We start from the raw sequence: 12507 nt of genomic DNA on the forward strand, positions 1-12507 counted from the left end.
CGCTACTGGCGGCTGTGCTGGCGCCACGCGATCACGCCGGACCAGGCCAATCGCCATCTTTCGCGTCCCTGCGCCAGGAGCCACCAGCCCAGCTGGCGAGGCCGTGGAGTGCACCCCGACCTGACGTCGACCGCCACGCAGTGGTAGCCGCGTGCTCCATCGGGATACGGGGCGGCGGGCGCTTCGCTCTGCGCGCCGTCTCGACCCCAGGCCCGAACCTCCAGCGTATGGCGGCCGGGAGTGGCTTCCCACTGAGCTTCCCAGAGGACCCAGGCGTTGGGACCAAGCGCGGTCACCAGCGAGCAGGCCTGCCAATCCCCGCCATCGACACGCAACTCGACTTTCACGACGCCATGCGGCGGGCTCCAGGCGACGCCGGCCACGATCTGTCCGCCCGGCACAAGCAGAGCCGAGACGCATGGAACGTCGATCCTGGCGTTCGGTGCCATGCGCGATGGCACCCGGGGCCAGCCCTTTCGCTCGGCGTAGTCGATGGCCTCGCTGTACCGTGTGACCTCGATCGAGGCGAGCCACTTGATGTTTGCGTCGTATCCATGAATGCCCGGGACAAGCATCCGAACCGGGGCGCCGTGTTCGCGGGTGAGCGGAGCGCCGTTCATGGCGTAGACCAGCAGCGGCTCGAAGCCTTGCTCGAGCAGTGACAGGTTGACTCCGGCCGAGAATCCGTCGACGGCATGCAGGCGGACGTGATCCGCTCGCCGCGACGCGCCGGCACGGTCGAGCAGGTCGGTCAACCGCACCCCCTGCCATCGTGCATTGCCGACAAAGGGGCCGCCCACCGGGTTGTGCACGCACATGAGGACCGAGTCCACTTCAACGGATGGCATTGCCAGCAGTTCGGCGAACGTCAGGGACAACGGCTGCTCGACAAGGCCCCGCACCGTGAGCTGCCAGCGTTGCGTGTCCACGGTCGGTGCCGGAAACGTCACGTCGGTGACGAAGAATCGGTCGACCGGGGTAAAGAGCTCGGATAGCCCTGGGATTTGCGGGGCGGCCGACCGGGGCGGCGGTGGCACAGACATCGGAAGGATCGCGGGCTCTTTGCTTCTATGCCGGCGCCGGAGCCGGCGGATCGCCAGCGCGAGGACTGCCAGCACGAGTCCGAGAGTCAGGGAAGCGACAACGCCGAGCCAGACACCCAGCAATCCGGCACCCATTGCCAGCGATCCGAGAGGGAATGCGATCGTGCGGGGAAGTTCGACGCGGCGCCACAACGCATAGAGCCCGATGGATCCCTGCACAAGAATCGCTGCCACGAGTGCGGTTGTACCCGCCAGCGACGTCAGCGCTGGAAGGCCGATGCCGAGCAAGACCAGTGTTGCGCTAATCGCGGGTTTGTCGCCGCGACGAAGGAGTGCGATGCCCACGTCTATCAAGGGCGTTGGCAGTGCGTCGATCAGCCACTTGCCGACGGCTCGCAGGGGCGAGGTGTGCGTCCCATGGACCGCCGCGGCAAACTCGCCAGCTGCCAACTGCACGAAGGCTGCGCCCATACCCAGAAGCAACGCGTCGGACCAAGATGGCAGCATCTTTTGCTTGTGCATTGATGATGTCCGTAGCGTGCATCGGGATTGCGCATCCAGGCTTGAAGAAACTGGCAAATCCGCGAGTGACCGGGGCTAGCGGCGCAATCGCCAGGGATCGACACCCTTGCTGGAAAAGCTACTCCGCGGATCCTTGCGCCGCCAAGGGCACGAGACAAGCTTACGAACCTGTAATGTGCTCGTCGGCCGTTCGTCGGTTGCGGCTCCCTAGAGTGCACGGCATGCCAAGTGGCATGACGTTGGGGGAGCGAATCCCTCACTGCATCACGAAAGGTTCGACATGAAAGCAACTCTGTTCACCCTCGTCATCGCGTTTGCGGCCGCCGGTGTCTACGTGCCCGTCTTTGCGCGCGACGCGCTGCCGCAGGCCACGCAGCAGGCCCTGGCTCTGAAGGACGGTTCGACCCTGTACGTCTTCAAGGACGGCAAGATGGCCAAGGAGGATCGCTATGGCCGTGCCGCCTACCTCAAGCAAGGTGAGGTCCTCGAACTGGCCGACGGGCGCAAGGTCACGGCGGTCGGCAACGAGGTGGCTCGTTTGAGTGGCCTGCTTAACGACGGGCATCAGAACTGAATACGCGCCCCAGGCGCACTCACAGGGCTCCATCAAAAACCCCATGAACACAATTCGCAAGGCCGGCGTCGTGTCGGTACTCGTGCTCGCCGCGTCCGCGGTGATGGCAGGCCCCGGCCACGGCAGCAACCCCGTGGGCGAGCCCGGCAACGCCGCGCAGGCCGTGCGCACGGTGGAAGTCGACATGACCGACAACATGCGCTTCACGCCGGGCGAGATCTCGGTGCGACAGGGCGAGACGGTTCGCTTGCTCGTGAAGAACTCCGGCGCGGTCAAGCACGAACTGGTACTGGGCACGCCTGAGGAGTTGAGGGCGCACTACGCGATGATGTTGAAGATGCCGGGCATGGAACATGCCGACGACAACATGGTCAGCGTGGCGCCTGGCGCGACCGGAGAAGTCGTGTGGCGCTTCACCAAGGCAGGCAACGTGCACTTCGCCTGCCTACAACCCGGCCACTACGACGCCGGCATGAAGGGCCTCGTGAAGGTCGCGCAGACAGCCGGCGCCTCCAAGTCTGACGGCCATGGCGCCCATAAACACTGAGTGACGGCTGTCACGGCATGGCGGTGGCGCCTGGCACTGGCCGGCGGCCGGCGCCGTGAGCAGAATTGCTTTCTCACCCTTTTTGGATCGAAACACATGAAGACCTTCAAACTCCTCCTCGTTTCCCTGGCCTTCGCTACCTCGGCACCGTTCGCGATCAGCGCGCACGCCCAGGCAATGGATCACAGCAAGATGGGCGGCATGAACATGCCCGGCATGAAGATGGACACCACGCCCGCCTCGATGACCGAAGGTGAAGTGCGCAAGATCGACAAGGAAGCCAAGAAGATCACCCTCAAGCACGGCGACATCAAGAACCTGGACATGCCCGGCATGACCATGGTCTTCCAGGTCAAGGAAGCTGCGCTGCTGGACAAAGTCAAGGCGGGCGACAAGGTGATGTTCACCGCCGAAAAGGCGGACGGCGCGATCGTGGTTACCGCCATTGAGGCGGCGAAGTAACCCGAGAAGATGAGGCTCCCGCGGATGGACTCGTCCAGACGCCGAACCCTGCGGACCCGGAGAGCGACGAGGTGGTGTCTGCGTCACGAACCGGCTGCGTGACGCTTCCACTCACTGCGCATCTGTATCCAGGCCCGCAGGTGGATGAGCCGATGACGAGTCCGTCATCTGGTAGTCACCCATCTGTACTGTGCGCGCCGGCAGGATGCACGCCTTTTGCTTGTGCCGGGCCGGCGGCGCAGGCTACCGCGATTCAGCATGATTGAGGCGACCGACCTTCTCAGCGCTTCGGTCATCGGCGGGGACACTTTCGACGGGGTGGTGATTGGTGGAGGACCTGCCGGCCTGGCTGCAGCCATTCATCTCCGACGGCATGGTCGCAGCGTGCGCTTGGTGGATTCGGGCGCCAGCCGGGCGCAGCGCATCGCGCGTGCCCTCAACGTTGCCGGATATCCCGATGGCGTGGTCGGTGGACATCTGCTCGAGCGGATGCGACAACATCTGCGCGCAGCGGACGGACACGTCACCTACGATTCGGTCGAAGACATACGACGTTGCCCGGACGGCAGGCTCTTGCTCCGGCTAAGGCATGGAACACTCCTGGCGCGCAACATCATCCTGTGCACCGGAGCCACGGACCCGCCGATCAACCTGCCCGGGATCGACGACGTGGCGTCGGCAGGCCTGCTGCGGACCTGTTCTTGGCAAGGAGTCGGCGATCTCTTCGGCAAGCGTGTCGGGGTGCTGGGCGATTCGCGCCTCAGCGTGCCCGGCACGGCCGATCTGGGGAAGGCGTGTGCGGAGGCGAGGTTCATCGAGATCGACTGCGCGGCCGGGACGGCTAAATACTCTTCATTCCATGCCGGACTCGAGCGTGTGCCAGGCGTCGCATCCCATGTCGCGTTGGCTCGCAACAGCACCATCCTCGTGACCTGCGACGATGGTCGCACCCATGAGTTCGACGTGCTGCTGGCAGCATTCGGCGCGCGGCCGCGAACGTACCTGGCGAATCAACTGGCAGTTCGGCTCGACGTTCACGGCGCAATCGCGATCGGTCCGACCGGACTCACGAGCGCAGACAATGTGTACGCTGCGGGCGACGTCGCGGGAGTGCCGTGCCAGATTGACGTTGCGATCGGCCGGGCAGCGGTAGCCGCTGCAGCCGTGCACGACAGCTTGTAGGGTCCGGTTCGCGTCTTATTGCCGCCCCTGCGGAGACCGCAAGAGGCCGCCGAGCTTGCGCGCTCGCCGGGATGACCATCTGATTGATCTGTCGGAAGGCGGTGAGGGGATCGCGTTTCTGCGGCTGGCGTGTGATGACGAAAGTGTCATCGCGGCGTCGGTCGGCGGTTGGTGATGGCTTTCTAGAGTGTTCCTCGTGCGCGCCGTCGCGCACGCCATAGAACCCCGTAAGGAGCCTCCATGAACACCTACTTGAATCGCGCAGCGCTCGCGCTGAAGAGCCCGATTCTTGCGGCAACGATCGCCGGCCTCGGGCTGTTCCCGGTGCAGGGTCACGCCAAGGACTCGCCTCTGGCGACGTATCGCTGCGTGGTTTCGGGGCAAGCAGATCAGTGCCATGCGTTCGAATCGATGTCCGATGTTCGGATCGAGAAGCAACTCGTGCTCGGGCCCTATGCGCGCTACCTCGTCTACCGTGGCGAGAGCACGCGCGCCGCGGCTGCCAGAGCCCAAGCCCTTGGCGAGCAAATCGTTGAGCGAACGGTGAGGATCACGAAGAGAGAACTCGGTGCCTTCCAGCGATACCAGCGTGCCATCGGGGGGAGCGCCGAGTCGGACTACATCCTCCAGACGGTTTCTGAGGTGGCCATCGACGCCAGCGCCATCGGTTCTGACTGACCGCGGTTTCGTCCAGTACTCGTGAAGTCGGAGTCGATGAACGCACGGATCCCGGATGCACGGGCCAGCCCGGCGCGCGCCTTGACGATCCTCAAACCGACGCCCTGCCGCAAGATGCATACTTGATTCAACTTCTGGACTCGACCGCTCATGTTCCGCCGCCCTCAACAGCTCCGCCGCTGGGCCCTCCGGGTCCTGTTGGTGTGGCTGTTCGGTCTCGGTCTGGGCGTCGCCAATGCTTGCCTGGCCGCCCAGCAGTTCGCCGGGGGCGGTGACACGTTCCACGGGAAAGCCGAAGTGCAGGCCGCCGACTTTGCGGCGGCGCCCGCGGGGTGCGAGCATCACTCGGTCGCGGCGCCGGATCAGTCCCGACATGATCCGGGTGACTCTTCGCCCAAGTCGAACTGCGAGAGTTTCTGCGAGCGGGCCGGCGTGACGATCCCGCCGCAGAAGTCCGTTCTCGACAACTACCAGTTCCATGTCCTGCCGCTCCCGATGGCGGCGGCCTTGATCGTGCCGGCGTCCGTCGACGTGTCGGCAGATGTGGGGGCACCGCGCCGGGATGGCGCAAAGCCCCTGCCGATTCCAATCGCCTTCTTGCGCCTAGCGCTATAGGGGTCACGCGCAAGCAGCCGGCCTGCCTGGCCGCGCTGCCTGCGTGCATCTCGCGCTCTTTCGCAGGCCGTCTTCAACGGCGGCGCCTCGGAAGACTGACCGTATCGCCGCCGTGATCGGACTCCGGATCGCCCCTGTGTCCGGCCCTCCGAGCGGCACCCAAGGAGAAGACGAAATGACGACCGTACGGGGTCAATCGAATACCGCATGGCCAGGCCTGCCGCGCTGGGCTGGCTCGCTGGTGGTGGGGCTGGTTCTCGGTGCTGCCGGGCCCGTTGCCGCCGTCGCTCAGGAGGCGCCGTTGGGGCGCGACCTCCGGGGGTTGCTGGCCTACGCCCGTGCCCAGAGCCCGGAGATCCGGGCCATGCACGAGGAGGCAGAAGCCGCCGCGCAGCGTGTGGGACCGGCAGGGGCCCTCCCCGATCCGGTGCTGCGCGTGGAGCTCATGAACATCAACAACTACGGCAGCGACGCTTCGCCCAGCCTGCTGCCGTGGAAGGTCGGTGAAACCAAGTACACCTTGATGCAGGCACTGCCCCTCTGGGGCAAGCGGGAGCTCAAGCGGGACGCCGCTGCCGCAGATGTGCGGCAGGCCGAGGCCCGCGCGAGTGCGACCTGGGCTGAACTGGCGGCTCGAATCAAGGCGGCTTATGCGGAGTACTACCGTGCCGCAGGCAACGAGCGGCTGACCACGGAGGTGCTTGGACTGATGACCCGCCTCGAGCAGGTTGCCCAGGCGCGCTATGCGGGCGGACTGGCCGCCCAGGCGGACGCGATCCGCGCGCAGCTGGAGCAGACGGCGATGCGCTCGGAGCTGATCATGATCGACAGCGAGAAGCGCCAGATTCGCGCCCGGCTGAATGCGCTGCTGGCTCGCGAAAGCGGCGCACCACTGGCCGACGCCCAGGAACTGCGCGCTGTACCGACGCTGAACACCGCCGATGCCTCGTCGTTGGCGGAGCGGGCGCGGTCGGGCAATCCGCAGATCCAGGCCGAGCTGGCCCGCGTGGCCCTCGCACAGAAGAGTCGTGACCTCACCCAGCGCAATCGCTATCCCGACCTCACGGTCGGCGTGTCGCCGTCGCAGATGGGCTCGCGCATCACCACCTGGGGCGTGATGCTCGAGATGAACATCCCGCTGCAGCAGGAAGCCCGCCGTGGTCAGGAGCGAGAAGCCGAGGCGATGGTCGCCGCGTCGCGATCGAGAGCCGAAGCACTGCAGCAGCAGCTGGTGGGTGACCTGGCCGTGAACCTGGCCGGGCTCGATGCTGCACGGCGCAACGAGACGCTGCTGAAGACGCAGTTGCTGCCGCAGTCGGAACTCGGCCTCCAGTCGGCGCTGGCTGCCTACGAGAACGGAAAGGCGGAGTTCGCGATGCTGCTCGAGGCGCAGCGCCAGATTCGCAAGGCCCGCCTGGACATCCTGAAGACGCAGGCCGAGGCGCAGATGCGCCTGGCCGAGATCGAACGCATTGTGGGAGAAGACCTGTGAAGACCACCACGACCGTGCTCGTGATCGCCCTGATCGGCGCCGTCGGCGCCGGCCGCTACTGGCTGGGCTCGCAGTCGCGCAGCGCCGCACATTCGTCCGCCGAAGCCAGCCAGGAGTCGCCCTCCGCCGCTGCGCCGAAGCAGCGCAAGCTGCTGTACTACCGCAATCCCATGGGGCTGGCCGACACCTCACCGGTGCCGAAGAAGGACCCGATGGGCATGGACTACATCCCGGTCTACGAAGGCGAGGACGAGGCAACACCCGACGCCGGCCCAGGGGCTGCGGCCCAGGTGCGCATCAGTACCGAGAAGATCCAGAAGCTGGGTGTGCGCACCGAGCCGGCAGGCATGCGCTTGCTCGGCAAGAACATCCGGGCGGCAGGTCGCATCGAACCGGACGAGCGACGGACCTTTGCGGTGACCGCAAAGTTCGAAGGTTACGTCGAGCGGCTGCACGTCAGCGCGACCGGCCAACCTGTGGCCAAGGGCCAGCCGCTGTTCGAGGCGTACAGCCCGGAACTGGTCTCGGCGCAGCGCGAGTACGCGATCGCCATGCAAGGTCTCGAGGCGATGAAAGAGGCCGGCACGGAGGCGCAAGCGGGCATGCGCCAGTTGGCCGATTCGAGCCTCGCGCGTCTGCGCAACTGGGATCTGTCGGCGCCGCAGGTGGCGGCCTTGATGAAGTCCGGCCAGCCGCAGCGGACGATCTCGTTCCCTTCGCCGGTGACGGGCATCGTCACCGAGAAAAAGGCATTGCAGGGCATGCGCTTCATGCCTGGCGAGATGCTCTACCAGGTGACCGACCTGTCGGCCGTCTGGGTGATCGCCGATGTGGCCGAGCAGGACATCGCCCTCATCAAGACCGGTGCCAGGGCGCGCGTCATGACCACGGCGTATCCGACCGAAAGTTTCGAAGGACGCGTCACGTACGTCTACCCCACGATGAAGGCCGAGACGCGCAGCATCCCGGTGCGGGTCGAACTGCCCAATCCCGGCCAGCGTCTCAAGCCGGCGATGTTTGCCCAGGTGGAACTGGGTGTCGGCGGCAAATCGCCGGTGCTGGCGGTTCCGGATTCCGCCGTGATCGATTCAGGCACGCGGCGGATCGTTCTGGTCCAGGTCGGGGAAGGGCGTTTCGAGCCGCGCGAGGTCGAACTCGGCGCGCGGGCGGAGAACTACGTCGAGGTGCTGAAGGGCGTGCGTGACGGCGAACCGGTCGTCGTGGCCGCGAACTTCCTGATCGATGCCGAGAGCAACCTCAAGGCCGCGGTGGGAGGCCTCGGTGGGCACGCAGGACACGGCAGCCCGGCGTCTGGCGGCGCCGCGTCAGCGGTACCAGCGAAGTCGGAAAAGCCGATGCCGCCGGCGGCGGTCGGCCACAAGGCCGAAGGCACGGTCGACAGCATCGACGCCAAGAACGGTACGCTGAGCCTCAACCACGGGCCGGTCGCCGCGCTGAAATGGCCGGCCATGACGATGGAGTTCAAGGCCGCCAACGCGTCGCTGCTCGGCGGCCTCAAGCCCGGCCAGGCCGTGCGCTTCGAGTTCGTCGAAAGGCAGCCGGGTGACTTCGTGGTGACGTCCATCGCCCCGACCGGAGCAGTCCCTCAGGTGGCGCCGCAGGCCAAGCCAGCCGCACCGGCGGCAAGCGCGGGCCGATCCATCCACTCCGGCCACTGAGCAGAGGGCGCCATGCTGTCCAAGATCATCCAGTGGTCCGGAAGGAATCCCTTCCTGGTCCTGCTCGCGACACTGTTCATCGTCATCGGCGGCATTCTTGCGGTGCTGAAGACGCCGCTGGACGCCTTGCCCGACCTGTCCGACGTGCAGGTCATCGTCTACACCGAGTACCCCGGCCAGGCGCCACAGGTGGTCGAGGACCAGGTGACCTACCCGCTGACCACCGCGATGCTGGCAGTGCCGAAGTCGAAGGTCGTGCGCGGCTTCTCGTTCTTCGGGGCCTCGTTCGTCTACGTCATCTTCGAGGACGGGACCGACATCTACTGGGCGCGCAGCCGGGTGCTGGAGTACCTGAACTTCGCGTCCGGGCGACTGCCCAAGGGGGTGTCGCCTTCGCTCGGGCCCGATGCCACCGGCGTCGGCTGGGTGTACCAGTACGTGCTGCTGGCCAAGGACCGCACGCTCGCCGAACTTCGCACCATCCAGGACTGGTACGTACGCTACCAGCTCACCAAGGCGCCTGGCGTCGCCGAGGTCGCTTCGCTCGGCGGCTTCGTGCAGACCTACCAGGTCACGGTCGATCCGCTCAAGCTGCGCAGCTACGGCATCCCGCTGATGAAGCTGTCTCAGGTCATCCGCGACTCCAACCGCGACGTGGGCGGCCGCGTGGTCGAGATGGCCGAGACCGAGTTCATGGTCCGCGGCAAGGGCTATCTGCGCGGCAAGAACGACATCGAGACCCTGGTGCTCAAGAGCGAGGGCGGCACGCCGGTGCTGATCCGGGACGTCGCACGTGTCGAGATGGCGCCCGACGAGCGGCGCGGGCTGTCGGAGCTGAACGGCGAAGGCGAGGTCGTCTCCGGCATCGCGATGTCGCGTTTCGGTCAGAACGCGCTGGAGGTGATCCACAACCTGAAGGCCAAGGTGACGGAGATCTCCGCGGGCCTGCCGGATGGCGTGTCGATCCAGGCCGTCTACGACCGGTCGGACCTGATCCATCGGGCCATCGACACGCTCAAGCGGACGCTGATCGAGGAGAGCCTGATCGTCGCCGTGGTCTGCGTCGTGTTCCTGATGCACGTACGCTCGGCGCTGGTCGCCATCCTCATGCTGCCGGTGGGTGTGCTCATCTCGTTCATCGCGATGAAGCTGTTGGGCATGAACTCCAACCTCATGAGCCTGGGTGGCATCGCGATCGCCATCGGGGCAATGGTCGACGCGGCGATCGTGATGATCGAGAACGCGCACAAGCACCTCGAGCGGCTGCCGGCTGTCCACACCGTCAAGCAGCGTGCCGACGCGATGCTGGACGCCTGCAAGGAGGTCGGGCCGGCGCTCTTCTTCTCGCTGTTGATCATCACCGTCTCGTTCCTGCCGGTCTTCACGCTCGAGTCGCAGGAAGGGCGGCTCTTCGCACCGCTGGCCTACACCAAGACGTTCTCGATGGCCGGTGCGGCGCTGCTGTCGGTGACGCTGGTGCCCGTGCTGATGATGTTGTTCATCCGCGGCAAGATCATGCCGGAAGCGAAGAATCCGCTGAACCGTTTCATGATCTGGGTCTACCGCCCGATCATTGCCGGCGTGATGCGCTGGAAGAAGGTGACGATTGCGCTGGCCGTCATCGCCATGGCTTTGACGTACTTCCCTGCCTCCAAGCTCGGCAGCGAGTTCATGCCGACGCTCAACGAGGGCACGCTGCTGTACATGCCGGCGTCGCTCCCTGGCATGTCGATCACCAAAGCAGCCGAGGTGTTGCAGACCCAGGACAAGATCATCAAGAGCTTCCCGGAGGTCAGTTCGGTATACGGCAAGGCGGGCCGTGCGAACACCGCGACCGACCCCGCCCCCATCGAGATGTTCGAGACGGTGATCAATCTGAAGCCGCAGGAAGAGTGGCGGCCGGGAATGACCACCGACAAGCTGATCTCCGAGATGGACAAGGCGCTGCAGTTCCCGGGCGTGTCGAATGCCTGGACGATGCCGATCAAGGCACGCATCGACATGCTCTCCACCGGCATTCGCACGCCGATCGGCATCAAGGTCTTCGGCAAGGATCTCGGCGAGATGGAAAAACTCGCCAAGGAGATCGAAGCGGTGGTCAAGGCAGTGCCCGGCACGACTTCGGCCTTCGCGGAACGCCTGACGGGTGGCAGCTACCTGAACATCGAACCCAACCGCGAGGCACTGGCCCGCTACGGCCTGTCGGTCGGTGAACTGCAGGACATCATCGGGACTGCGCTCGGTGGCGAGATGGTCACGACGACGGTCGAGGGGCGTGAACGCTTCGGCGTGACGGTGCGATACCCGCGCGAGTTGCGCACCCACCCGGAACAGATCGAGCGCGAAGTGCTGGTGCCCACGATGGGCGGTGCGATGGTGCCGCTGGGGCAGGTCGCCAGAGTCAGCGTGGCGCGCGGCACGCCGGGCATCCGCACCGAGAACGCGTTGCTGTCCGCGTACATCTTCGTGGACATTCGTGACCGCGACATCGGTTCGTACGTCGCGGACGCCCGCAAGGCGGTGGCCGATCAGGTGAAGTTCCCGCCGGGCTACTACATCACCTGGAGCGGCCAGTTCGAGTACATGGAGCGTGCCGTCGAAAAGATGAAGGTCGTCATCCCGGTGACCTTGCTGACGATCTTCCTGCTGCTCTACCTGAACTTCAGGCGGTTGACGGAGACGTTGATCGTGATGCTGTCGGTGCCCTTCGCCCTGGTCGGTGGCGTGTGGCTGATGTGGTGGCTGGGCTACAACCTGTCGGTGGCCGTTGCCGTCGGCTTCATCGCATTGGCCGGGGTCGCGGCGGAAACCGGCGTCGTGATGTTGATCTACCTCGACCACGCCTGGGCCGAGGCCCGGGAGCGCTGCCGCGCCGAAGGGCGCTTGCCGGGCCCGGCCGACCTGTACGGCGCGGTGATGGAGGGGGCGGTCGAGCGCGTCCGTCCGAAGATGATGACGGTGGTGGCCATCATGGCCGGCCTGCTGCCGATCATGTGGGGCACCGGCACCGGCTCGGAGGTCATGAGCCGCATCGCCGCGCCGATGGTCGGCGGCATGATCTCATCGACCGTACTGACGCTCGGGGTGATCCCGGCGCTCTACGCGCTGGTCAAGCAATGGCAGCTCAGGAGGGAAGCGCGTTCTGCGCAGGCCCCTTCCACACAGGAAGCCTTGGGCCCTTCGGCGGCCGCGTGAGGACGGTGCCATGAGACGCAGAGCACTTCTGGAGAGGCTGGTAGCGATCGGCGTGTCATTGCCAGGCCTGGCGCGGGCGGCGACCCCGAAGGCCGAAGTACAGGTGTTCAAGAGCCGCACCTGCGGTTGTTGCGCGGTATGGGTGGGACACCTTCGCGAGGCCGGATTCAAGGTCACCGTGCTGGACGTGCACAACGCGTCGGCCGAACGCCGGCGCCTGGGCATGCCCGACCGTTTTGGCAGCTGCCATACGGCGCTCGTCGGCGGCTACGTGATCGAAGGACATGTGCCAGCCGCAGAGATGGAGCGACTGCTGGCAACCAGGCCGAAGGCCTTGGGGCTGTCGGTACCCGGCATGCCCGTGTCAGCGCCCGGCATGGCGGTTCCGGGCCGCTCCCAGCCCTATCAGGTACTCCTGATCGACCTTGCCGGGCAGGCTTCGACGTTTGCCAGCTATCCTGGCTGACTGCTTCCGGGCTCCTGGGTGGCGCGTGAGCGCGCGTCCGTGTGCGTCCGTT

11 protein-coding genes are annotated in these 12507 nt (G+C 65.9%); 10 read left to right on the plus strand and 1 reads right to left on the minus strand.

What is annotated here, in order from left to right:
- Window positions 1-2: 2 nt before the first annotated feature.
- Complete coding sequence (locus D9C15_RS12620; RefSeq protein WP_127997773.1) at window positions 3-1565, minus strand: molybdopterin-dependent oxidoreductase; 1563 nt, start codon at window positions 1563-1565, stop codon at window positions 3-5.
- A gap of 280 nt (window positions 1566-1845) precedes the next feature.
- Between D9C15_RS12620 and D9C15_RS12625 the strand changes: the two genes are divergently transcribed.
- From D9C15_RS12625 to D9C15_RS12670, 10 genes are all read left to right on the plus strand, one after another.
- Window positions 1846-2139, plus strand: a complete 294-nt coding sequence (locus D9C15_RS12625; RefSeq protein WP_127997774.1) for a CopK family periplasmic copper-binding protein — start codon at window positions 1846-1848, stop codon at window positions 2137-2139.
- A 43-nt stretch (window positions 2140-2182) separates the two neighbouring features.
- Window positions 2183-2686: a cupredoxin domain-containing protein gene (locus D9C15_RS12630; RefSeq protein ID WP_127997775.1), complete on the plus strand. Its 504-nt coding sequence runs from the start codon at window positions 2183-2185 to the stop codon at window positions 2684-2686.
- Window positions 2687-2782: 96 nt separating this feature from the next.
- On the plus strand, window positions 2783-3148 hold the full coding sequence (locus D9C15_RS12635; RefSeq protein ID WP_127997776.1) for a copper-binding protein: 366 nt from the start codon (window positions 2783-2785) through the stop codon (window positions 3146-3148).
- 258 nt (window positions 3149-3406) lie between these two features.
- Complete coding sequence (locus D9C15_RS12640; protein ID WP_127997777.1) at window positions 3407-4330, plus strand: NAD(P)/FAD-dependent oxidoreductase; 924 nt, start codon at window positions 3407-3409, stop codon at window positions 4328-4330.
- A 240-nt stretch (window positions 4331-4570) separates the two neighbouring features.
- Window positions 4571-5008: a hypothetical protein gene (locus tag D9C15_RS12645; RefSeq protein WP_127997778.1), complete on the plus strand. Its 438-nt coding sequence runs from the start codon at window positions 4571-4573 to the stop codon at window positions 5006-5008.
- Window positions 5009-5158: 150 nt separating this feature from the next.
- A complete protein-coding gene (locus D9C15_RS12650) occupies window positions 5159-5623 on the plus strand; it encodes a hypothetical protein (RefSeq protein ID WP_127997779.1) in 465 nt (154 codons plus the stop codon).
- Between the two features lie 175 nt (window positions 5624-5798).
- Entirely contained in the window at window positions 5799-7115 is a 1317-nt protein-coding gene (locus D9C15_RS12655) for a TolC family protein (RefSeq protein WP_127997780.1), read from the plus strand.
- Window positions 7112-8794 carry an efflux RND transporter periplasmic adaptor subunit gene (locus D9C15_RS12660; RefSeq protein WP_127997781.1) on the plus strand — a complete coding sequence of 561 codons (1683 nt, stop codon included), beginning with the start codon at window positions 7112-7114 and terminating at the stop codon, window positions 8792-8794. Before D9C15_RS12655 ends, D9C15_RS12660 begins: the two co-directional genes overlap by 4 nt.
- A 12-nt stretch (window positions 8795-8806) precedes the next feature.
- Window positions 8807-11989, plus strand: a complete 3183-nt coding sequence (locus D9C15_RS12665; protein ID WP_127997782.1) for an efflux RND transporter permease subunit — start codon at window positions 8807-8809, stop codon at window positions 11987-11989.
- A gap of 10 nt (window positions 11990-11999) precedes the next feature.
- On the plus strand, window positions 12000-12455 hold the full coding sequence (locus D9C15_RS12670; protein WP_127997783.1) for a DUF411 domain-containing protein: 456 nt from the start codon (window positions 12000-12002) through the stop codon (window positions 12453-12455).
- The last annotated feature ends 52 nt before the right edge of the window (window positions 12456-12507 follow it).

The sequence above is a fragment of the Piscinibacter defluvii genome (genome assembly GCF_004011805.1).
GTDB classification, from domain to species: domain Bacteria; phylum Pseudomonadota; class Gammaproteobacteria; order Burkholderiales; family Burkholderiaceae_C; genus Piscinibacter; species Piscinibacter defluvii.